Source organism: Psychromonas sp. MME2, assembly GCF_040566515.1.
In the GTDB taxonomy this organism is placed as follows: Bacteria; Pseudomonadota; Gammaproteobacteria; order Enterobacterales; family Psychromonadaceae; genus Psychromonas.
This window is the reverse complement of sequence record NZ_JBEWXI010000014.1, coordinates 1-24,066: the sequence shown is the minus strand read 5'-3', so window position 1 is coordinate 24,066 and position 24,066 is coordinate 1. Positions and strand designations below refer to the sequence as shown.

Sequence of the window (24,066 nt, the reverse complement as noted above, 5' to 3'; positions counted from 1 at the left end):
AAAGATAAAATAGCGAAAAGTAATTACTTATTGTAAAACGTTAAACTAGCGATTCTCTAATAATGCACGCACACCATCACGCCAAGTAAATATCCCCTTGATTTCGCCCCCCTCCAATACAGGTAAGCAACCAATATTGTTATTCAACATAATCATTAATGCATCACTAACAGTGCATTGCGGCGCAATAACCAATGGAACGAGTCATTATCTGATGTGCACGTTGATTGATCGTAGCAGTATCACGCGTAGACTCAGCATCGGTTCCCAAAAAAGGGCTCAGACAACGCAATAAGTCATGCTCACTAATAATGCCCTGAAGTTGATTATCTTCGACAACGAGTAAATGATGAAATACACCGTGATCTAAAATTTCTTTGACAACGGTTAACCTATCGTCCATATCAACGGTCACCACACGAGTTGTCATCATGTCACACACTTTCATATCATGCTCTTCAATTGAACTAATTAAAAAAGCCAGTATCAACTGGCTCTACACATAAACTTAAGTACTTACGTTAAATTAAGGTTTATTTTTTATGAAATCAACGCCCTTTTGAATATCAGCATGCAAGACGGCTAACATTTCTTGTTTTTTCTGATCTTCAAATGGACTTAAATCACCAAAGGGCAAAACGCAATCTATACCATTTTTACCCAACAACAATGGTTGCGTAAAAAATGGCGAACAGCTATTACCACCATCAACATAAGCATTCTGAATAATCCCCTGTTTACCTAACAAAGCTTTTACAAGGTTGATACCAAATATTGATGCTGCACGCGCCATGGAAAGGGTTGCAGACCCTCCTCCCGCTTTTGCTTCAACCACTTCCGTACCTGCGTTTTGAATTCGCTCGGTAAGCTCAACGACCTCTTGTTCAGTAAACGTAACTCCCTGCACTTGCGATAAAACAGGTAAAATGGTGGTACCACTGTGACCACCAATAACATTAACTCGAACATGCTCTGCTGGTAAGCCTTTTTTCTCAGCAACAAAATCTTCGGCACGAATCACATCTAAGGTAGTGATGCCAAATAACTTGTTTTTATCATAAACCCCTGCTTTTTTCAGTACTTCGGCTGCGATGGCAACGGTGGTATTAACAGGATTAGTAATAATTCCAATGCATGCCATTGGGCAGACTTGAGCAATTTTTGTCACTAAAGTTTCAATAATACCAGCATTAATATTAAACAGATCGGAACGGTCCATACCCGGCTTACGGGCAACACCCGCAGAAATAAGAACAACATCGGCACCTTGTAAAGCTGGCGTAGGATCATCTCCGGCATAGCCATCGACATAAACACTGGTAGGAATATGACTTAAATCTTTAGCAACCCCCGGTGTAACTGGCGCAACATCATAAAGTGATAATAATGAATTTTCAGGTAAATCAAGTTTAAGCAGTAAAGCCAATGCTTGGCCAATACCACCAGCAGCACCTAGAACAGCAACCTTCATAAAACAACCTCCGATTTATAATATCATTGCCATTAATATTACTTCAACTTAGTCGATTGTGCTGGAAATGTTAAGTGATTGTGAGCGATGTAAAGTTAATTGGGGTAATCAGCAAAATTTAAGTGATTTAACACATATTTTTGTATTCACCTTCCCCCTTGAATTAACGCATAACAACCATTTAGCTCCCCATTATGCTTTATATAAAATGGATCCGTTGAGTCCTTGATAATTCTATTGTAATAATTGAAAAACGAATATTTATGCATTTTTTTAGATTATTTAGTTATTGATAATTAGCCAATATCGATTATCATTGGCAGTGCAATTTGCACAAGTTCTAAATTAGAGTATTTTTAATATGACACAACCAACAGAACTAATGGACTTCTTCAAGGCATTATTAAAAAAAGAACGCCTCAGCTCGCAAGGAGAGATAGTAGAGGCATTACAGGAAGCTGGTTTTCACAATATTAATCAGTCCAAAGTTTCTAGAATGTTAAGTAAATCAGGGGCGATTCGTACACGAAATGCCAAAAAAGAGATGGTTTATTGCTTACCTTCCGAGCTTGGTATCCCAACAACGACTAGTCCATTAAAAAATCTGGTGGTAGATATTGATCGCAACGATAGCCTAATAGTTATCCGCACAAGCCCAGGCGCTGCGCAACTGATTGCCCGCCTACTTGACTCGATAGGCAAAGCCGAAGGTATTCTTGGCACCATTGCAGGCGATGATACCGTTTTTATTACCCCAACAAGCAGTAAAAAAATTAATAACACCTTAAATGTAATCAAGCAATTATTTCAATAATAGTCCCGAAGGAGTGCGCCTTTGCAAAAAGGCCACTTCTTCACCCCTCTAGCAGCATCGTAAAATTAATCTACTATTAATGGATTAATGGCATTGCACAGAGAAAATGATATTGAAAAAGATAGCCGCTTTTACACTCATTGAGTTACTGATAGTCATTGCTATTATTGCTCTGCTGGCAAGTATTACCTATCCATCTTACCTTTCCTACTTAATCACAATGCGTCGAAGTGATGCACAGGCAGTGTTAATTAAAGCGCAATTAAAACAAAGCAGCCTACATATTTTAAATCCAACCTATAGCGTTGATAAGAGTGAACTAGGCTTATTAGATAATCACTATTATAACTTTACCACTCTCTCTGCCAGCGCATCCACCTACCTCATCAAAGCGACAGCCAAAATGGGCACGTCGCAGGCCGATGATGAAACAGCCTGTAAAACATTATATGTCGATCAAAATAGCAGCCACACTAGCGATGGCAGCACCCCAAATGAGCAGTGTTGGTGATAAATCAAATAAAAATAATAGTTAAAAATTTCCTACTGTGAATACTAACTTGCTGGCATTTTTTATAAGAAACAAACACAAACAGCATGTTTAACCGCCAACTTTTCATCCGTTTTTGTTAAGAAACCACTTTCATTATCACGTTTAAAAACAATTAAGTAATCGCTTTTCTGATGCGCAACTAATAACCATTGTTGATCTGGCGATAGCGCAAAGTGACGCGGAAATAATCCACCAGAAGGGGTAAACGTAAGCGCGGTCAATAATCCATTACTTTGTTTAACGCTGTAAATGGCAATACTATCATGGCCACGATTACTGACGTACAGATACCGCCCATCCAGACTTAATGCCACTTCAGCAATAGAATTTTCCAAGCTACCTTGTGATTCTCCGCTTAATGGCTTGTTTGCCTGTGGCAAACTGCTAATAGACTGAATATGCACTAGTTCGCCAGTCGTTTGATTAAAATTGAAGACACTAACTTCAGAGCTCAGCTCATTACCTAAATATAATTTATCGCCCAACGCATTAAAGGTAAAATGACGTGGTCCTGAACCAGCAGGTAAATACGCACAAAATACTTCATTCAGCTGATTTTCACTCACATCATATACTTTTAAGGCATCAATCCCTAAATCAGCCACGACTAAAAATTTTTCATCTACACTTAATTGACTTGCGTGAGCGTGTGCACTTGCTTGCCTATCAGGGCAACGCCCTTGACCTGTATGCTGGATCGACTGATAAGCAGGCAATAACTTATCTTGAGTCAACGAAAACGCACTCACACTACCAGTCATGTAGTTACTTACAAATGCGTTTTTATGATTTAAACTGATATGGCAAGGTGCACCACCTAAGCTGCTTTGCTTGTTGATAAAAATAGGGGTAATTGGCATTTTTATATCAAAACAACCGAGGTAGCCTTGTTGCTCATTTTCACTCACGGCAAGTAAATACTTTCTATCTTTGCTGACAACCAAAAAACTAGGATCTGATAACATTGCTGAACTGCCAACTTCTTTTAATTGTCCATTTTTATTATCAAACTCAACGACTTTAATGCCCGCTTCCGCATTTGGCGTATAACAGCCAATGTATAAAATTTGTTTAGTCATGGTTTACTCTTTTAAAAATAAATAGGGGCACATAACAAGCACTCTCATTTGCTCAATGGAACAACGACCCATCCCAGAGTCATTGGTAACGAGAAAATTAACGCATCAATTTATTAAGCCGCTAAAGTGCAAATTAACGACCGATAGCCTGCTACTTTTAAAAACGCGCTTTGATCTCCTGCTCCGTCATAAATTCCAACGGTTTATTAGATAGATACTGATAAATGACATTATAAGCTAATACATTTTTCACATACCGGCGCGTTTCTTTATAGGGAATTGTTTCAATCCAGCTATCCATTAATAATCCCTTGGAAGTCCCATTTTTAAGGTCATTTTGCCAACGATCAACTCGATATGGCCCGGCATTATAAGCTGCGGTAGCAAGACCGATTTCCTTGATAACGTTGCAACAAACCATTTAAGTAAGCACTACCTAACTCCACATTAATAGTGCCATCACTTAATTGAGAGCGATTATGATAGCTTTTTAAGCCTATTTTTTTAGCTGTTTCCTTCGCCGTATTAGGCATTAATTGCATATAACCTCGCGCACCAGCAGGTGAATTTGCAAACTCATCAAAGGCGCTTTCTTGTCTTGTAATCGCATAAATATAAGTACTATCTAACTGATATTTATTCGCATAGAAAAGAAAAAAGCTCCGCCTCAGTTGCAGGAAAACGAATACTTAAGGCATCCCAACTTTTAGCGTTAATACTAGCGACCACGGAAAGGTGCGCCCAATCCTTACTGGCAGCAAATAAACCCAGTTGGTTTTGCAGGGCGACACTTTTACCTAATAACAATTTTCGCCACTCACGTTTTAACAAAAAGGGCAAGGAGTGGTAATGTAACTCTTCAATATGCGCTAATTGTTTTTGTAAGTGGTCTAATTTATTACTTTTTGCTGTAATAATCTGGCTATTAAATTGGTATTTTTTACCCAACTTTTGGGCAGCAAGAAAGCCGTAATAACTACGACTAGAGGCAATTTTATTGTAAATATGCACTGCTTTTTTGTTCTGTTTTTTCTCTTCCCATACTCGCGCTTGCCAATACTGCCATTTATTTTCAGATCTTTTATTTACGCTGAGCTTAGCTATCCAATACTCAATACCTGACCAATCGTCTAATTTAATCGCATAGCGGATACGTCGTTCGATTAAATTAACATCTTTAATTTTAGCGAGTTCTTTATCTAACCAAGGCATTAACTCTTCACTTTCGACAATAAGAATGCGTGATATAAGATCTTTTTTAAATTCAGCCTCTCCTTCGATGTAAAATGAATTTTGTTTTCATAAGTTAAATAGGCTTTTAACCCTAACTGTACATTTTTGCGGGCAAGCTGTTTAATCGAAGCATTTAAATAGTCATAACTTTTCTGCTTTTTATTAGTAAATAATGTACTTGTCAGCAATTTTTCTGGTTTTTTGCTTAATGTAAATAACTGTTCTGCCAACCGCTTGTTTGAATCATTCATGAGTGTTATCAAATAGGACATTAGCGCCGTCTGTTTTTTCTGATAACTAAGTTGAAAACGTTGCCAAATTAACTTCTGATCAATTTTTTTTATTTTTAAATAGTGCTGCAACACCGGATCACAGGCATTGGCTAAGGAGACACCCGTTAACCACGTTTCTTTCACGGCGGGCCAAATTCTACTGGATTGATTATCAGCAAGTTTTGCTTGAAAATAGAAACACTTTAAATCGGTAGAGTTAGGTAGTTTTGGGTAAAATTGTAACAATTGATCCCAAAAGCGATTCTTGCCTAAGTAATATAAATACTCTCTTTGTAAGTCTTGGCTAACAACATGGTCAGGATATTTTTTCAAAAACGCTTGTATAGCAGTTAAGCTATCAGGGCTAAAGTTCGATTTAAATTGTTGGTATTCAAGTAAATAAGTCAGCGGGTAGTCTGGAATCAGCTGCATTTTTTGTAATGCATCCTGCCATTTTTCCTGTTGTTGTAATTCAGAAGCTTGGGTATACAGGTTTCTTTGCTCGCTTAATGTCAATGATGCGGCAATATTCGTAAAGGATATTAAAAACAACGTCAGAAAAATTTTTTTCATTGAAATTCCTTTATATCGGATGATTTAACGCTATACCATAGCACAGGCTAATAACTCCTGTGTATATTTGTGTTGCGCTTGCGTAAATATTTCTTCAGTACAACCCTGCTCTATGATTTCGCCCTCTTTCATAACCAAGACTCGATGACTTACAGAGCGGACAACGGATAGGTCATGACTGATAAATAAATAGCTCAGTGATAACTCTTTCTGTAAGGAGATCAATAAATCCAAGACTTGTTTTTGAATACTCCTATCTAAGGCAGAAGTAGGTTCGTCTAAGACTATTAACTGAGGATTTAAAATCAAAGCACGTGCAATCGCGATACGCTGTCTCTGTCCACCAGAAAATTCATGAGGGTAACGCTGGCCACTCGATGGTTCTAATCCAACACGTTGCAAAACACTTGCTACTTGCTGTTTTATTTGTGTAGGGGTTAATTTTTTATGAACCTGCAAACCTTCGCTAATAATTGCTTCAACAGACATGCGAGGGCTTAAACTTGCATACGGGTCTTGCAACACAATTTGCAATTCTGCGCGCAACGCTTGCAATTCATTATGGCCTATAGCGTCAATTTCTTTACCTAAATAAACGACCTTACCCGTGCTTTTAATCAGTTGCAAAATCGCCTGCGCGAGAGTACTTTTCCCCGAGCCACTCTCGCCAACTATTGCTAATGTTTCTCCCCGGTGTATGTGCAAACTGACATTTTTTACCGCTTGTAAGCGGTGCGTTGTTTTGCCCCAAAAATTCTTTTGTAATGGATAACAAACATTGATCTTATCTGCACTTAATATTAATTGCGGTTCCTCTAAGGGTGCCATCTTTCCCGATGGAATAGCCCCTAATAGCATTTTTGTATAAACATGCTGTGGAGCGCTAAATAACGCATGGTTATTGCTATATTCAACGACTTCCCCATCACGCATAACCATGACGTAATCGGCAATTGAACGCACAATATGTAAATCATGGGTAATGATTAAAATAGCCATATTGAGGCGCTGCTGCAACGCTTTTAAAAGATCCAGAATCTGTTTTTGAATAGTCACATCAAGCGCTGTAGTCGGCTCATCTGCAATTAATAGTTCAGGGTCATTCGCTAAAGCCATGGCAATCATAACGCGCTGTCTCTGCCCCCCTGATAATTCATGGGGATAGGAACCAAGTCGCTGCTCTGGATTTTCAATTCCCACTAGCTGCAACAACTCTATTATGCGCAGCTTGGCTTTATGGCCCGTTAATCCTTTGTGTAAAAGCAGCGTTTCAGCAATCTGCTTTTGCACCGTATGCAGAGGATTAAGCGAAGTCATAGGCTCTTGAAAAATCATTGAGACTTTATTACCGCGAATAGATTCAAGCACCACATCATCTTTACCGACTAATGGCTCTCCAGATAAATAGATTTCACCACTAGGATGATGTGCATGGGGATAAGGCAAGAGTTGTAAAATTGAGAGCGCTAACAGTGACTTACCTGCGCCACTTTCTCCAACAATCGCTAACGTTTCCCCCTTGTTAAGGGTAAAATTAACCCCCTTAACAATCGCCTTTTCGGCAAAGCTGATAGACAAGTTGTCTACTTTTAATAACTCATTAGAGTGCGTTGTTCCGCTCATACTGTTTTCCTTGGATCAAAAGCATCACGTACGGCTTCACCAATAAAGACTAATAAAACCAAAATAGTAGAAAGTGAAATAAAAGCGGTGATTGCTAGCCAAGGCGCATGCAAATTATCTTTACCTTGGGCAACCATTTCACCTAAGGAAGCTGATCCTAACGGCAATCCAAAACCTAAAAAATCCAGTGATGTTAATGTTGTTAGTGCGCCTGTAAATAAGTAAGGCATGAAAGTAAGGGTCGCGATCATCGCATTGGGTAAAATGTGTTTAAACATCACTTTACTATCAGATACCCCCAATGCCTGAGCTGCTTTAACATATTCTAAATGACGACCACGTAGGAACTCTGCTCGTACAACCCCAACTAAACTTGGCCAGCTAAATAAAATCATCAACGCCAGCAACCATGTAAAGGTCGGTTCGACAAAGCTCGCTAGAATAATAAGCATAAAGAGCATGGGTAGCCCTTCCCATATTTCTAATAAGCGTTGACCAAACAGGTCTATTTTTCCACCGTAATAGCCCTGAAAAGCGCCGACAGCAACACCAATCATGGAGCTAGCAAAGGTGAGGATTAATGAAAATAATACGGATATTCTAAAGCCATAAACCAAACGAGCTAAGAGATCTCGCCCTTGGTCGTCAGTACCTAAATAGTTAATATGACTCGGTGGTGAAGGTGCAGCTTCAGTTAATTCGTAGTTGATACTATCATAGGAAAAAGGAACAATAGGCCAGAGGATCCAACCAGATTTCTCAATTTGTTGCACCATATAGGGATCACTATAATCGGTATGAATGTCAAAATCACCGCCCAACCTATTTTCCGTTATATCTTCAACAATAGGAAAGTACCAATGATTTTTATAGGAGACCATTATCGGTTTATCATTTACCCAAAGCTCCGCAAATAAACTCATTATAAAAAGAGTCAGAAAAATCCACAGCGACCAATATCCCCGCTTATTGCTTTTAAACTGCATCCAACGATTATGATTGATTGGATTGTTTTTTATGTTCTGCCACGTAACCAATAATGACATCTTATCGTCCTTCAAAACTAATACGGGGATCAATCATGGTATAAGTGACATCGCTAATTAACTTCAATAGTAAGCCAATCAACGTAAATATATACAATGAAGCAAATATAACTGGATAGTCTCGATTGATCACCGATTCAAAACTCAGTAGCCCTAAGCCATCGAGCAAAAAATAACTTCAATTAGCATTGAGCCCGTAAAGAAGATACCGATTAAGGCTGCGGGTAATCCAGCTATCACCAAAAGCATCGCATTGCGGAAAATATGCCCATATAAAATGCGTTTTGTTGAACAACCTTTTGCTCTTGCTGTGATCACATATTGTTTATGAATCTCATCAAGAAAAGTGTTTTTAGTAAGCATCGTAAGCGTGGCAAAACTTGCTAATACTGATGCAAGAATAGGTAAGGTTAAATGCCAAAAGTAATCCTTTATTTTTGCAAAGAATCCCAGCTGGGCAAAATTATCCGAGGTTAATCCACGCAATGGAAACCAATCATAATAAGAGCCACCTGCGAATAACACGATGAGCATAATTGCGATAATAAATGCGGGGATGGCATAGGCAACAGTGACGACGGTACTACTCCAAATATCAAAGCGACTCCCATGTGACGTTGCTTTCTTGATGCCTAATGGAATAGATATCAAATAGGCGAGTAGTGTTGTCCAGAGCCCTAAAGAAATAGAAACAGGCATTTTTTCGACAATTAAGTCCGTCACTTTCATATCACGGTAAAAACTATCACCAAAATCAAACTGCGCATATCGCCATAGCATAGAGAAATATCGTTCTAGCAAGGGTTTATCAAAACCATATAGCTTCTCTAATGCCGCAATATACTCAGGATCAACCCCCTGTGCTCCACGATATTTAACCGTCGTTGAGTTCTCTTTTATCTCACTATTAGTGCCACTAGCAAGCCGCGAACTATTATTTGAGTCAATACCTTGATAGTGGGCAATCGCTTGCTCTACGGGCCCTCCTGGGGCTATTTGCACAATAAAAAAGTTAATCGTCATAATCCCCAATAAGGTGGGAATAATAAGCAGTAAACGCCGCAGAATGTATTGTTTCACTGGATTTGCTCCTGAGCCTTTTCAGAGGGTGTACGCAGCCACCACGTTGATAAACCAAGATCATAAATAGGCGCTATTGGCGGACGAGAAAATTTATCCCAATAGGCGATGCGGTAAGCTGGAAGGTACCACTGCGGAATAACCATATGCTGACTCAGCAATACTCGGTCTAGCGCCTTGGTTCTATGCACCAGCTCTTCACGCGTATCGGACATAATTAATTGCGAAACTAGTTGATCGATAACAGGTAAACAGACACCTGCCCAATTTGAAGTTCCGACCTGCATCTGACTCGCACATCCCCAATACCCGACTTGCTCATTACCAGGGGAGATAGACTGCCCCTTGCGCAGGGAAACCATATCAAAATCGAAATTATTCAAACGGTTAATAAATTGTGAGATATCAACTAAACGAATCGATGTGTTGATACCAACTCTTTGCAGGTTACGGCGAAACGGATGTACCACCCGCTCAAAATCCTGACTATACAGTAAAAATTCAAAGCTTAGCTGCTTACCATTCTTATCCTGCATTTTGCTATCTTTTAATTGATAACCTGCCTTTTCAAGTAGCTTTACTGCTTGACGCATTTGTTCCCGTATATTGCCATCGGCATCAGTTTTAGGGTGTTGTAGAGGCCCAAAAATAGAATCAGGCAATGCGGATTTATAGGGAGATAAAATCTCATATTCCGCGGCAGAAATCTCTTTTTCTGTCGCTAATTCAGATCCAGAATAAAAACTATTAATACGTGTATAAGCCCCATAAAAAAGGGTTTTATTAGCCCACTCAAAATCAAATAAAAGACTAATCGCATTACGCACATTGATATCTTTAAATTTATCTTTGCGTAAATTAAACCAGAAACCTTGCATGCCCTGTGGATTTTTATCTGCAATTTGCGTGGTTACAATTTTACCGGAAACAAAATTATCGCCGGTATAACCTGTCGCCCAACGCTTAGATGAGCTCTCCAAGCGATAGTCAAACGCTCCCGATTTAAATGCTTCAAAGGCCACATTATCGTCACGGTAATAATCAAAAAGCAATTGGTCAAAATTATGCATTCCCTTATTTACCGGTAAATCTTGTGCCCAATAATCCGCAACACGTTGATATATTATCCGCTTAGATGGTTCAACACTGGCCACTTCATAGGCGCCAGAGCCAATAGGAATAGTGAGACTACTCTTAGCAAAATCGTGATCACGCCAATAGTGTGCTGGCAAAATAGGAATTTGCCCAATAATCAGAGGCAATTCACGATTACCGACTTCCTTGAAGTAAAAGCTCACCTGTAATGGGCTATCTACGATGACCTCCTTAACACCCGAATAGTAGGAACGGAAATGAGGCGCCCCCTTCTCAATTAATAACTCAAAGCTAAATTTAACATCCTTTGCTCGAATAGGCTGACCGTCCTGAAAACGTGCAGCTTCATTAATCATAAAAGTGACAGAAGATAAATCATCGGCAATTTTAACTTTTTCGGCAATTAATCCATAGCAACTAAAGGGCTCATCTGCCGATTGCTTCAATAACGAATCGTAGATCATAGAAATACCTGCCGCAGGGTTACCTTTCACGATAAAAGGATTTAGTGAATCAAAACTACCGATAGCAGCCTGTTTGAAAACGCCACCTTTCGGCGCATTTGGATTAACATATTGAAAATGAGAAAAATCTGCGGGGTACTTTAAATCGCCATACATACTCAAGGCATGGCTCCAATTTTGCGCGAATAGAAAATAACTATTCATCGATAAATAGCAAAATATCAAAGTACGTATAAACTTAAATATAAGAGCTCTAAACATGCAATAAACCAACTATAAGCAAATAAAAATACAGGAGGAAATAACGATAACAAAACGTTCAACAAAAAAGAATAGCAAAGTGGGATTATAAGCAGTGGTGAGTTATCTGGACAATATTGCCCCATAACCCCCACCTCAACAAGTAGTTTTTGTTTTTATCTATAGAAAATAAACGTAGATCAAAAATTAATTCCAAGAATAGCAGGAGGGCAAAAAAACGTGATCTAAATCACTTTTAAATACGATAAAAAAGAATAATCTAATTAAGAACACGATACGTGTATAACAAAAAGGTGTCTTCTATGAGAATTGAAATTACAAGTAAACAAATAACTATCACTGACACAATGCGTAACAAAGTAGAGGAACGTTTCGAAAAATTAGAAAAATTACAAATTCCTTTAATCAAACCTCACTGTATTATCACCAAAGAGCCAAAAGGCGTAAAAATTGAGGCAACAATTGGCATACCAAATGGTAAGGTCTTTGCCCATGCAGAAAATGATGATCTTTATGTTGCAATCGGACAGCTATTCCAAAAAATAGAAAGGCAACTCAATAAACACTTACATAAGCCGCAAGCGGATCGCGCTAAAAATAATGGCAAAGATATGTGCCGTAACGGTGAAATTTCAGGAGAAGCCATTGAAGAGCCTGAAATAGAAATAGAATCAGATGCAGAAATTAAATTAAATAAAGAATTTGCAGCATAAAGAGCAAATATCTTTACTAGCTAAGTAGAAATAAAAAGGAGCGATAAGCTCCTTTTTGTTAAATCAGCGATAAAAGATTATTTTTCTAGACCATCATCTTCATAATGACGATTATCGTGAGCCTGCTGCAGTAGCAATCGGCTCTCCTCCAAAAACAGATTAGAGTAATCCCCCATCCAATCAGTTACAGATGCAAAGCGCTTAATAAATGCATCACGATCGCCCTTCTCAAGGAGTTCAATCGCCTCAGAAAAATGTTTATGATAACGCTTAATCATGGCGACATTATTTTTCTGTGAAAGAATAATATCTGCATACAAAGACGGCTCTTGGGCAAATAAACGGCCAACCATAGCCAACTCTAAGCGATAGATTGGAGAACTTAAATCAAGCAACTGCTTTAAATCAGCATCAACCTCTTGCAAATGAACACCATAAACAAAACTTGTGAAATGCCTTAAAGCTTGGATTAAGGTCATTGACTGGTCATGAATATCTGCTTTGACTTTATAAAGGTGCGCCCCCCATATTTTCATCTGCTCAATCAGCCATTGGTATTTATCTGCATCACGACCATCGCAATAAGCGACGACTTGTTTCGCAAAACTACTAATATCAGGGCCAAACATAGGATGTAGCCCAACAACAGGACCTTTATGCACAGCTAACATAGCATTTAATGGACCTTCCTTAACACTGGTAATATCGGCAAGGATACAATCATCAGGTAAATAGGAGAGTTCTGATATGATAGATTCGGTCACGTCGATAGGAGAACCAACGATAACTAACCCTGCATTGCTACATATGTTTTCAGCTTGATCCCAATTAGCACGACCTAAAATGTCAACGTCATAACCTGACAGTTTAAACATCTCAACAAAGCGTTTGCCAAGTAGTCCATTCCCGCCAATAATAACGATACGTTTTAAATCTGGATTGACGGTTTTAAAGCCGGTTTCATTTTCACTGGCATAGGATTCACGCATAGTACGACGCAAAATATCTTCAATCAGATTAGCAGGAACGCCTTTTAACTCAGCCTCTTCTCGACGTTTAGCAAGCATAGAGGCTTCGCGTTCAGGAACATATATAGGTAAACCGTGTTTAGTTTTCACTTCACCGACCTCACCAACCAAACGTAAACCGTTCGGCGAGTAAATCGATTAACTGCTGATCAACAGCATCAATTTGATCTCTTAATTTACTTAAAGGCATAATTTCTTCTTATCGTGAATGTAATATATCATTTAACAAACTATTGGCTTCAGCTAATAACTCACTGGTTGTCTGCCAATTAATACATGCATCAGTTACAGAAACACCATATTTGAGGGATTCTTTATCCTGTTCAGCAGATTGACTTCCTTCATTAAGATGACTCTCTAACATAATACCGATTATTGATTTATTTCCATCAAGCACTTGATGGAAAACATCTTTAGCAACTAATGGTTGCAAAGAATAATCTTTATTAGAGTTTGCATGGCTACAATCGACAATGAGTATATCGTCAACGCCTGCTGCATGTAGGGCTTTTTCTGTTAGAGAAACATTAACCGAATCATAATTTGGTTTACCACCACCACCACGCAATATAACATGTCCATCTTGATTACCACTAGTTTGCAATAGTGCACTTTGGCCTTGTTGATTGATCCCCATAAATCTATGTGGAGAAGAAGCTGACTGCATCGCATTGACAGCGGTTGATAAACTGCCGTCAGTACCATTCTTAAAACCAACGGGCATTGATAAACCACTCGCCATTTCACGATGCGTCTGTGATTCGGTAGTACGAGCACCAATTGCAGCCCAGCTAAATAAATCACCGAGATATTGCGGACTAATGGGATCCAATGCTTCTGTTGCGATAGGTAAACCTAAATCTGCAATCCACAACAACAATTCACGAGCTTGCTTTAACCCGTATTCAATATCAAAGGAATCATCCATATGAGGATCATTAATTAAGCCTTTCCAGCCAACCGTGGTACGGGGCTTTTCAAAATAGACTCGCATAACGATATATAACGTATCTTTATATTGCTCATGTAATTTGTGCAATTTAATAGCATACTCTTTAGCAGCTTCTAAATCATGAATAGAACAAGGGCCACAAATAACTAAAAAACGCGGATCTTTTTTATGCACAATATTAGCAATGATCTGGCGTGAATCTGCAATAGAGTGATAAATACTATCAGAAGCAGGTAAGAGTTTTTTTAACTCAAGCGGAGTAATTAAAACAGTTTCTGATTGAATATGAATATTTTCATTTTGAGGTATAGTCATTTTTTTCTCATTGAGATATTGATAGTGAAAGCATCATATCATAGCGATAAAATAGATCATATTTGCAGATTAAATGAGCGTAGATATTTTAAAAAATATAGAGAAATGCGTAAAAAATTGCCGATGTAAAAAAATCTTACTGGGTTTGTTTAATTGGGCGCTTGGCGATGGAAAGACGTCGCAGAGCACCGAAGCTCGTGACACATCGCTATCGCGATACTCGCCCTACTATCACATGATTTGATACTGCCGTCGGCAGGCTACCCAGCTTCCCCGTGTTCAAGTGGTCATCATCAAGTGCTTAAACAAAAAAATCCCTGCTGACATCGTCAACAGGGATTTTTCGTTTATTAGGCGCTTGGCGATGACCTACTCTCACATGGGGAGACCCCACACTACCATCGGCGCAGCTGCGTTTCACTTCTGAGTTCGGAATGGGATCAGGTGGGACCACAGCGCTATGTTCGCCAAGCTAAAAAGTTAATTAGAAAAGCTGTCTATTATTCTTTAATCTTGCAAGTTGTAAAATATATTGTCGCAAACGTACTTTTTCTTGGTTACATCAACACGTCTTAGGTGTTGTATGGTTAAGCCTCACGGGTAATTAGTACAAGTTAGCTCAATACGTTACCGCACTTACACACCTTGCCTATCAACGTTGTAGTCTCCAACGGCCCTTCAGGGGACTTAAAGTCCCAGTGAGAACTCATCTTGAGGCTCGCTTCCCGCTTAGATGCTTTCAGCGGTTATCGATTCCGAACGTAGCTACTGGGCAATGCCATTGGCATGACAACCCAAACACCAGCGGTTCGTCCACTCCGGTCCTCTCGTACTAGGAGCAGCTCCTCTCAATTCTCAAACGCCCACGGCAGATAGGGACCGAACTGTCTCACGACGTTCTAAACCCAGCTCGCGTACCACTTTAAATGGCGAACAGCCATACCCTTGGGACCGACTTCAGCCCCAGGATGTGATGAGCCGACATCGAGGTGCCAAACACCGCCGTCGATATGAACTCTTGGGCGGTATCAGCCTGTTATCCCCGGAGTACCTTTTATCCGTTGAGCGATGGCCCTTCCATTCAGAACCACCGGATCACTATGACCTACTTTCGTACCTGCTCGACGTGTCTGTCTCGCAGTTAAGCTGGCTTATACCATTGTACTAACCTCACGATGTCCGACCGTGATTAGCCAACCTTCGTACTCCTCCGTTACTCTTTGGGAGGAGACCGCCCCAGTCAAACTACCCACCAAACAATGTCCCAAACCCCGATTCAGGGGCCATGGTTAGAACTCAAAACATACAAGGGTGGTATTTCAAGGTTGGCTCCACGTCATCTGGCGACAACGCTTCATAGCCTCCCACCTATCCTACACATGTAGGCTCTAAGTTCACTGCTAAGCTGTAGTAAAGGTTCACGGGGTCTTTCCGTCTAGCCGCGGGTACACTGCATCTTCACAGCGATTTCAACTTCACTGAGTCTCGGGTGGAGACAGCATGGCCATCATTACGCCATTCGTGCAGGTCGGAACTTACCCGACAAGGAATTTCGCTACCTTAGGACCGTTATAGTTACGGCCGCCGTTTACCGGGGCTTCGATCAAGAGCTTCGACCTAAGTCTAACCCCATCAATTAACCTTCCGGCACCGGGCAGGCGTCACACCGTATACGTCATCTTGCGATTTAGCACAGTGCTGTGTTTTTAATAAACAGTTGCAGCCATCTGGTATCTTCGGCCGCCAATAGCTCCATCCGCAAGGGACTTCACCGTCAGCGGCGTACCTTCTCCCGAAGTTACGGTACCATTTTGCCTAGTTCCTTCACCCGAGTTCTCTCAAGCGCCTTGGTATTCTCTACCTGACCACCTGTGTCGGTTTGGGGTACGATCCTTATATTTCTGAAGCTTAGAGACTTTTCCTGGAAGCATGGCATCAATGACTTCATCACCTTAGTGACTCGACATCGTATCTCAGTGTTAAGAAAACCCGGATTTACCTAAGTCTTCCACCTACATACTTGAACCTGGACAACCATCGCCAGGCCCACCTAGCCTTCTCCGTCCTCCCATCGCAAAATATAAGGGTACGGGAATATTAACCCGTTTCCCATCGACTACGCCTTTCGGCCTCGCCTTAGGGGTCGACTCACCCTGCCCCGATTAACGTTGGACAGGAACCCTTGGTCTTCCGGCGGGGAGGTTTTTCACCCCCCTTATCGTTACTCATGTCAACATTCGCACTTCTGATACCTCCAGGATGCCTTACAGCTTTCCCTTCGACGGCTTACAGAACGCTCCTCTACCATGCCTATAAATAAGCATCCGCAGCTTCGGTGATATGTTTAGCCCCGTTAAATCTTCCGCGCAGGCCGACTCGACTAGTGAGCTATTACGCTTTCTTTAAAAGATGGCTGCTTCTAAGCCAACTTCCTAGCTGTCTAAGCCTTCCCACATCGTTTCCCACTTAACATATACTTTGGGACCTTAGCTGGCGGTCTGGGTTGTTTCCCTTTCCACGACGGACGTTAGCACCCGCCGTGTGTCTCCCGTGATTGCACTTGTTGGTATTCGGAGTTTGCATGGGGTTGGTAAGTCGGGATGACCCCCTAGCCCAAACAGTGCTCTACCCCCAACAGTGATACACGAGGCGCTACCTAAATAGCTTTCGAGGAGAACCAGCTATCTCTTGGTTTGATTGGCCTTTCACCCCCAGCCACAAGTCATCCCCTAATTTTTCAACATTAGTGGGTTCGGTCCTCCAGTTGATGTTACTCAACCTTCAACCTGCTCATGGCTAAATCACCAAGTTTCGGGTCTAATCCCAGCAACTATTCGCCCAGTTAAGACTCGGTTTCCCTACGGCTCCCCTATACGGTTAACCTTGCTACTGAAATTAAGTCGTTGACCCATTATACAAAAGGTACGCAGTCACCGAACTAAGTCGGCTCCTACTGCTTGTACGTACACGGTTTCAGGTTCTATTTCACTCCCCTCACAGGGGTTCTTTTCGCCTTTCCCTCACGGTACTGGTTCACTATCGGTCAATTAGGAGTATTTAGCCTTGGAGGATGGTCCCCCCATATTCAAACAGGATTTCTCGTGTCCCGTCTTACTCGTTTTCACTGTAAAGAAGTTGTCATATACGGGACTATCACCCTGTATCGTCGGACTTTCCAGACCATTCTACTAACTTCTAAACAGCTTAAGGGCTGTTCCAATTTCGCTCGCCGCTACTTTCGGAATCTCGGTTGATTTCTTTTCCTAAGGGTACTTAGATGTTTCAGTTCCCCTCGTTCGCTTCGTTAAGCTATGTATTCACTTAACGATGACACTAAGTGCCGGGTTGCCCCATTCGGAAATTCCAGGATATAACGCTTGTTATCAACTCCCCTGGACTTATCGCAGATTACCACGTCCTTCATCGCCTCTAATTGCCTAGGCATCCACCGTGCACGCTTATTCACTTAACCATACAACACCTAAAAAGTGTCACGCAGTGACGCGTTTTAGGTATTGTTCCCAACAAGAGATTGACGTCTTTTTGTCAATGTCTGAGTGGGCAACACCATTTGGCATCACTACTTAATACTGATTTTTGTTTTGTATGTCGTTTCCAAGACGCTTGCGATTTCTCATATTTTACAATACAAAAAACAACATTCGTTTTTCGTGCACCTATCAATCATAAGATTGAGTAGATACGTACTGTTCACATTTCACTACGTGAAAAATGAACTTTTTATTTTTGCTTGATTACAATAACTAGAATAAATTCTAATCATTGAGAACAATTTCGTTTCGTTTAAACATATTGATATCTATATCGATACGTTCAAACAGAACTTTATCAGCTTTCCTAATTGTTAAAGAGCAGTGTTACTTATATTTCAAAGAAAGACACTTTATAAGCATTCTAAAGAGAACATTTATAAAGTGATTCTTTTGGTTTCACAAAGAACAGTAAAAAAAGATTAAGTATCCTTTTTTATCGCAGTGGTATCCCCAAGGGGATTTGAACCCCTGTTACCGCCGTGAAAGGGCGGTGTCCTAGGCCTCTAGACGATGGGGACATAGAACTTCTGCACTTCTTCAGTCTAATCAAACAATCTGTGTGAGCACTCATTATTGTGAATTTCTTTACGTAAGGAGGTGATCCAGCCCCAGGTTCCCCTAGGGCTACCTTGTTACGACTTCACCCCAGTCATGAACCACACCGTGGTCATCGCCATCCCGAAGGTTAAGCTAATGACTTCTGGTGCAGCCCACTCCCATGGTGTGACGGGCGGTGTGTACAAGGCCCGGGAACGTATTCACCGTGGCATTCTGATCCACGATTACTAGCGATTCCAACTTCACGGAGTCGAGTTGCAGACTCCGATTCGGACTACGACAAACTTTATGAGATTCGCATACCCTCGCAGGTTAGCAACCCTTTGTATTTGCCATTGTAGCACGTGTGTAGCCCATCCCGTAAGGGCCATGATGACTTGACGTCGTCCCCACCTTCCTCCGGTTTATCACCGGCAGTCTCCCTAGAGTTCCCGGCATGACCCGCTGGCAAATAAGGATAGGGGTTGCGCTCGTTGCGGGACTTAACCCAACATTTCACAACACGAGCTGACGACAGCCATGCAGCACCTGTCTCAGAGCTCCCGAAGGCACTCATCAATCTCTTGGTGATTCTCTGGATGTCAAGGGATGGTAAGGTTCTTCGCGTTGCATCGAATTAAACCACATGCTCCACCGCTTGTGCGGGCCCCCGTCAATTCATTTGAGTTTTAACCTTGCGGCCGTACTCCCCAGGCGGTCTATTTAATGCGTTAGCTTTGAAACCCACGGCATATAGCCACAAACTTCTAATAGACATCGTTTACTGCGTGGACTACCGGGGTATCTAATCCCGTTTGCTCCCCACGCCTTCGCGCCTCAGTGTCAGTCTCTGTCCAGGTGGCCGCCTTCGCCACTGGTATTCCTTCAGATCTCTACGCATTTCACCGCTACACCTGAAATTCTACCACCCTCTACAAAACTCTAGTTAACCAGTTTCAAATGCAGTTCCAAGGTTGAGCCCTGGGCTTTCACATCTGACTTAATTAACCACCTACGCGCGCTTTACGCCCAGTAATTCCGATTAACGCTCGCACCCTCCGTATTACCGCGGCTGCTGGCACGGAGTTAGGTGCTTCTTCTGCGAGTAACGTCACAGATACAGGGTATTAACCTGCACCCTTTCCTCCTCGCTGAAAGTGCTTTACAACCCGAAAGCCTTCTTCACACACGCGGCATGGCTGCATCAGGGTTTCCCCCATTGTGCAATATTCCCCACTGCTGCCTCCCGTAGGAGTCTGGACCGTGTCTCAGTTCCAGTGTGGCTGGTCATCCTCTAAGACCAGCTAGGGATCGTCGCCTTGGTAGGCCTTTACCCTACCAACTAGCTAATCCCACTTGGGCTCATCTTGTCGCGATAGCTTATAAATAGAGGCCACCTTTGGTCAAAAGACATTATGCGGTATTAGCAGTCGTTTCCAACTGTTGTCCCCCACAACAAGGTAAATTCCCAAGCATTACTCACCCGTCCGCCACTCGTCAGCAAAATAGCAAGCTATTCTCTGTTACCGTTCGACTTGCATGTGTTAAGCCTGCCGCCAGCGTTCAATCTGAGCCATGATCAAACTCTTCAATTTAAAGTTTAATTTGTATCTTTCGATACGACTCAATATTACTGACTAAAACTAAAGAACTTACGTTCTTTTTGTTATTCTGAATTAACCACCAAATATAAATATTTGGCCTGTTAATCATTGAAAGATAAATCTTTCAATGTAAATGAATTAATTCGTGTGTCACTTCTATTGATGTTACCTAAACAAGTTAGGTGTAACTTCTGCAAGCAGAAGCGTTACTTTTTGATTATTTGAAATCACATCAACAATAAGTGCCCACACAGATTGTTTGATTAAATTGTTAAAGAGCGCGCCTTGCGGCGAGGTGCGTATATTACGCCCCTTTCGAACAATGTCAACGTCTTATTTTACGTTTCTTACGAAGCGATAAATGCGTTTGTTTTATTCTCAAACTGGTTGCTAACTTGCGTTACGCCCCGTGTCTGTGGATGCGCATTATAGGGATTCAGATCACATTGGCAAGCGTTTTTTTCCAATAATATTTAATTATCGTTTGTTTGTATAATATCTAATCAACTTCTGTTTATTGGTTACAACAATACGCAAAAACATGAAGAACAAGTTTATTTCTCTGTGGGACAGAGCCCTACTTAAAAAGCGCTTTATAATAGAAACAGTTAATACATCAGCTTAAAAATATTTCTTGCATTGAACACTCCAGACACCGCAGCTATCATAGCTTTATACTGAATTTGTTAGGTGGATTGATCGCGTATTGTTTAAAAGAAAATAAACCATCTTTAGATTAACAGCTCAGGAATTTGAGCTGTTAGATAGCCATAATGTGATATGCGCTTAACCAGAATAAAAAACAGTAAGAAAAGACCTACTGGGTTTGTTTTATTTGGCGCTTGGCGATGGAAAGACGTCGCAGAGCACCGAAGCTCGTGACACATCGCTATCGCTATCGCGATACTCGCCCTAATATCACATGATTTGATACTGCCGTCGGCAGGCTACCCAGCTTCCCCGTGTTCAAGTGGTCATCATCAAGTGCTTAAACGAAAAAATCCCTGCTGACATCGTCAACAGGGATTTTTCGTTTATTAGGCGCTTGGCGATGACCTACTCTCACATGGGGAGACCCCACACTACCATCGGCGCAGCTGCGTTTCACTTCTGAGTTCGGAATGGGATCAGGTGGGACCACAGCGCTATGTTCGCCAAGCTAAAAAGTTAATTAGAAAAGCTGTCTATTATTCTTTAATCTTGCAAGTTGTAAAATATATTGTCGCAAACGTACTTTTTCTTGGTTACATCAACACGTCTTAGGTGTTGTATGGTTAAGCCTCACGGGTAATTAGTACAAGTTAGCTCAATACGTTACCGCACTTACACACCTTGCCTATCAACGTTGTAGTCTCCAACGGCCCTTCAGGGGACTTAAAGTCCCAGTGAGAACTCATCTTGAGGCTCGCTTCCCGCTTAGATGCTTTCAGCGGTTATCGATTCCGAACGTAGCTACTGGGCAATGCCATTGGCATGACAACCCAAACACCAGCGGTTCGTCCACTCCGGTCCTCTCGTACTAGGAGCAGCTCCTCTCAATTCTCAAACGCCCACGGCAGATAGGGACCGAACTGTCTCACGACGTTCTAAACCCAGCTCGCGTACCACTTTAAATGGCGAACAGCCATACCCTTGGGACCGACTTCAGCCCCAGGATGTGATGAGCCGACATCGAGGTGCCAAACACCGCCGTCGATATGAACTCTTGGGCGGTATCAGCCTGTTATCCCCGGAGTACCTTTTATCCGTTGAGCGATGGCCCTTCCATTCAGAACCACCGGATCACTATGACCTACTTTTACCTGCTCGACGTGTCTGTCTCGCAGTTAAGCTGGCTTATACCATTGTACTAACCTCACGATGTCCGACCGTGATTAGCCAACCTTCGTACTCCTCCGTTACTCTTTGGGAGGAGACCGCCCCAGTCAAACTACCCACCAAACAATGTCCCAAACCCCGATTCAGGGGCCATGGTTAGAACTCAAAACATACAAGGGTGGTATTTCAAGGTCGGCTCCACGTCATCTGGCGACAACGCTTCATAGCCTCCCACCTATCCTACACATGTAGGCTCTAAGTTCACTGCTAAGCTGTAGTAAAGGTTCACTGTAGTTTTCCGTCTAGCCGCGGGTACACTACATCTTCACAGCGATTTCAACTTCACTGAGTCTCGGGTGGAGACAGCATGGCCATCATTACGCCATTCGTGCAGGTCGGAACTTACCGACAAGGAATTTCGCTACCTTAGGACCGTTATAGTTATGGCGCCGGTTTTACCGGGCTTCGATCAAGAGCTTCTACCTATAAACCCATCAATTAACCTTCCGGCACCGGCAGGTGTCACACCGTATACGTCATCTTGCGATTTAGCACAGTGCTGTGTTTTTAATAAACAGTTGCAGCCATTGTAGATCTTCGGCCGCCAATATCCTCATCAGGGACTTCACCGTCAGCGGCGTACCTTCTGAGTTATGTACTATTTTGCCTAGTTCCTTCACCCCAGTTCTCTCAAGCGCCTTGGCAATCTCTACCTGACCACCTGTGTCGGTTTGGGGTACTATTATATTTCTGAAGCTTAGATACTTTTCCTGGAAGCATGGCATCAATGACTTCATCACCTTAGTGACTCGACATCGTATCTCAGTGTTAAGAAAACCCGGATTTACCTAAGTCTTCCACCTACATACTTAAACCTGGACAACCATCGCCAGGCCCACCTAGCCTTCTCCGTCCTCCCATCGCAAAATATAGGGGTACGGGAGTTACTGTTTCCCATCGACTACGCCTTTCGGCCTCGCCTTAGGGGTCGACTCCACCCTGCCCCGATTAACGTTGGACAGGAACCCTTGGTCTTCCGGCGGGAGGTTTTTCACCCCCCTTATCGTTACTCATGTCAACATTCGCACTTCTGATACCTCCAGGATGCCTTACAGTCTTCCCCTTCGACGGCTTACAGAACGCTCCTCTACCATGCCTATAAATAAGCATCCGCAGCTTCGGTGATATGTTTAGCCCCGTTAAATCTTCCGCGCAGGCCGACTCGACTAGTGAGCTATTACGCTTTCTTAAGACGGCTGCTTCTCTAGCGACTTCTAGTCGTCCGGCCTTCCCACATCGTTTCCCACTTAACATATACTTTGGGACCTTAGCTGGCGGTCTGGGGTTGTTTCCCCTTTCCACGACGGACGTTAGCACCCGCCGTGTGTCTCCCGTGATTGCACTTGTTGGTATTCGGAGTTTGCATGGGGTTGTAAGTTGGTATATGATCCTGCTAAACAGGGCCTGACCCCAACAGTGATACACGAGGCGCTACCTAAATAGCTTTCCAGGAGAACCAGCTATCCCTGGTTTGATTGGCCTTTCACCCCCTGCAGCCACAGGTGATCCCCTAATTTTTCAACATTAGTGGGTTCGGTCCTCCAGTTGATGTTACTCAACCTTCAACCTGCTCATGGCTAGATTACCAAGTTTCGAGTCTAATCCCTAGAACTATTCGCCCAGTTAACACTCGGTCTCCCTACGGCTCCCCATACGGTTAACCTTGCTACTGAAATTAAGTCGTTGACCCATTATACAAAAGGTACGCAGTCACCAAACTCAAGTTGGCTCCTACTGCTTGTACGTACACGGTTTCAGGTTCTATTTCACTCCCCTCACAGGGGTTCTTTTCGCCTTTCCCTCACGGTACTGGTTCACTATCGGTCAATTAGGAGTATTTAGCCTTGGAGGATGGTCCCCCCATATTCAAACAGGATTTCTCGTGTCCCGTCTTACTCGTTTTCACTGTAAAGAAGTTGTC

13 protein-coding genes, 1 tRNA gene, 5 rRNA genes and 4 pseudogenes are annotated in these 24,066 nt (G+C 42.1%); 4 read left to right on the top strand and 19 right to left on the bottom strand.

The window, feature by feature from the left end:
- Positions 1 to 45 precede the first annotated feature (45 nt).
- Together AB1A03_RS14750 and mdh are read right to left on the bottom strand one after the other, a co-directional pair.
- Positions 46 to 448, bottom strand: a pseudogene (locus AB1A03_RS14750) (CBS domain-containing protein).
- A 78-nt stretch (positions 449 to 526) separates the two neighbouring features.
- A complete protein-coding gene (mdh, locus tag AB1A03_RS14745) occupies positions 527 to 1,471 on the bottom strand; it encodes a malate dehydrogenase (RefSeq protein ID WP_354625385.1) in 945 nt (314 codons plus the stop codon).
- Positions 1,472 to 1,832: 361 nt separating this feature from the next.
- Here mdh and argR point away from each other — a divergent pair, with 361 nt between their 5' ends.
- Both argR and AB1A03_RS14735 read left to right on the top strand, forming a co-directional pair.
- On the top strand, positions 1,833 to 2,285 hold the full coding sequence (argR, locus tag AB1A03_RS14740; protein WP_354625384.1) for a transcriptional regulator ArgR: 453 nt from the start codon (positions 1,833 to 1,835) through the stop codon (positions 2,283 to 2,285).
- Between the two features lie 112 nt (positions 2,286 to 2,397).
- Entirely contained in the window at positions 2,398 to 2,796 is a 399-nt protein-coding gene (locus AB1A03_RS14735) for a type IV pilin protein (protein WP_354625383.1), read from the top strand.
- A 62-nt stretch (positions 2,797 to 2,858) separates the two neighbouring features.
- On the opposite strand, the gene AB1A03_RS14730 is transcribed toward AB1A03_RS14735, so the two are convergent.
- From AB1A03_RS14730 to AB1A03_RS14690, 9 genes and pseudogenes are all read right to left on the bottom strand, one after another.
- On the bottom strand, positions 2,859 to 3,917 hold the full coding sequence (locus tag AB1A03_RS14730; protein WP_354625382.1) for a lactonase family protein: 1,059 nt from the start codon (positions 3,915 to 3,917) through the stop codon (positions 2,859 to 2,861).
- A gap of 157 nt (positions 3,918 to 4,074) precedes the next feature.
- Positions 4,075 to 4,218, bottom strand: a complete 144-nt coding sequence (locus AB1A03_RS14725; protein ID WP_354625381.1) for a hypothetical protein — start codon at positions 4,216 to 4,218, stop codon at positions 4,075 to 4,077.
- A gap of 67 nt (positions 4,219 to 4,285) precedes the next feature.
- Positions 4,286 to 4,522 carry a transglycosylase SLT domain-containing protein gene (locus AB1A03_RS14720; protein WP_354625489.1) on the bottom strand — a complete coding sequence of 79 codons (237 nt, stop codon included), beginning with the start codon at positions 4,520 to 4,522 and terminating at the stop codon, positions 4,286 to 4,288.
- Positions 4,523 to 4,553: 31 nt separating this feature from the next.
- Positions 4,554 to 5,129, bottom strand: a complete 576-nt coding sequence (locus AB1A03_RS14715; RefSeq protein ID WP_354625380.1) for a lytic transglycosylase domain-containing protein — start codon at positions 5,127 to 5,129, stop codon at positions 4,554 to 4,556.
- Positions 5,129 to 5,995, bottom strand: coding sequence for a lytic transglycosylase domain-containing protein (locus tag AB1A03_RS14710; RefSeq protein ID WP_354625379.1), 867 nt, complete (start codon positions 5,993 to 5,995; stop codon positions 5,129 to 5,131). Before AB1A03_RS14710 ends, AB1A03_RS14715 begins: the two co-directional genes overlap by 1 nt.
- 30 nt (positions 5,996 to 6,025) lie before the next feature.
- Positions 6,026 to 7,618, bottom strand: a complete 1,593-nt coding sequence (locus AB1A03_RS14705; protein WP_354625378.1) for an ABC transporter ATP-binding protein — start codon at positions 7,616 to 7,618, stop codon at positions 6,026 to 6,028.
- Positions 7,615 to 8,664, bottom strand: coding sequence for an ABC transporter permease (locus tag AB1A03_RS14700; RefSeq protein WP_502945974.1), 1,050 nt, complete (start codon positions 8,662 to 8,664; stop codon positions 7,615 to 7,617). Before AB1A03_RS14700 ends, AB1A03_RS14705 begins: the two co-directional genes overlap by 4 nt.
- Before the next feature lies 1 nt (position 8,665).
- A pseudogene (locus AB1A03_RS14695) lies at positions 8,666 to 9,744 on the bottom strand (microcin C ABC transporter permease YejB).
- Entirely contained in the window at positions 9,741 to 11,459 is a 1,719-nt protein-coding gene (locus AB1A03_RS14690) for an extracellular solute-binding protein (RefSeq protein ID WP_354625487.1), read from the bottom strand. The pseudogene AB1A03_RS14695 and the gene AB1A03_RS14690 overlap by 4 nt, the downstream one beginning before the upstream one ends.
- Before the next feature lie 407 nt (positions 11,460 to 11,866).
- Between AB1A03_RS14690 and hpf the strand changes: the two genes are divergently transcribed.
- The gene (hpf, locus tag AB1A03_RS14685) at positions 11,867 to 12,277 is read left to right on the top strand and encodes a ribosome hibernation-promoting factor, HPF/YfiA family (protein ID WP_354625377.1); all 411 of its coding nucleotides are present in this window, start codon (positions 11,867 to 11,869) and stop codon (positions 12,275 to 12,277) included.
- 77 nt (positions 12,278 to 12,354) lie between these two features.
- On the opposite strand, the pseudogene tyrA reads toward hpf, so the two are convergent.
- The 6 genes and pseudogenes from tyrA to AB1A03_RS14655 form a co-directional block, all read right to left on the bottom strand.
- Positions 12,355 to 13,495: pseudogene (gene tyrA, locus AB1A03_RS14680) on the bottom strand (bifunctional chorismate mutase/prephenate dehydrogenase).
- Between the two features lie 9 nt (positions 13,496 to 13,504).
- Positions 13,505 to 14,572, bottom strand: a complete 1,068-nt coding sequence (locus AB1A03_RS14675; protein ID WP_354625376.1) for a 3-deoxy-7-phosphoheptulonate synthase — start codon at positions 14,570 to 14,572, stop codon at positions 13,505 to 13,507.
- A 356-nt stretch (positions 14,573 to 14,928) separates the two neighbouring features.
- Positions 14,929 to 15,044: ribosomal RNA gene (rrf, locus tag AB1A03_RS14670) — 5S ribosomal RNA — on the bottom strand.
- 111 nt (positions 15,045 to 15,155) lie between these two features.
- A 23S ribosomal RNA gene (locus tag AB1A03_RS14665) occupies positions 15,156 to 18,044 on the bottom strand.
- A 524-nt stretch (positions 18,045 to 18,568) separates the two neighbouring features.
- Positions 18,569 to 18,644: transfer RNA gene (locus AB1A03_RS14660), tRNA-Glu, on the bottom strand.
- A 72-nt stretch (positions 18,645 to 18,716) separates the two neighbouring features.
- Positions 18,717 to 20,258, bottom strand: a 16S ribosomal RNA gene (locus AB1A03_RS14655).
- A gap of 526 nt (positions 20,259 to 20,784) precedes the next feature.
- Here AB1A03_RS14655 and AB1A03_RS14650 point away from each other — a divergent pair.
- Positions 20,785 to 21,007 (top strand): annotated as a pseudogene (locus AB1A03_RS14650) (transposase); the annotation flags it as partial.
- A 303-nt stretch (positions 21,008 to 21,310) separates the two neighbouring features.
- On the opposite strand, the gene rrf (AB1A03_RS14645) reads toward AB1A03_RS14650, so the two are convergent.
- Positions 21,311 to 21,426, bottom strand: a 5S ribosomal RNA gene (gene rrf, locus AB1A03_RS14645).
- 111 nt (positions 21,427 to 21,537) lie between these two features.
- Positions 21,538 to 24,066, bottom strand: a 23S ribosomal RNA gene (locus AB1A03_RS14640); the annotation flags it as partial.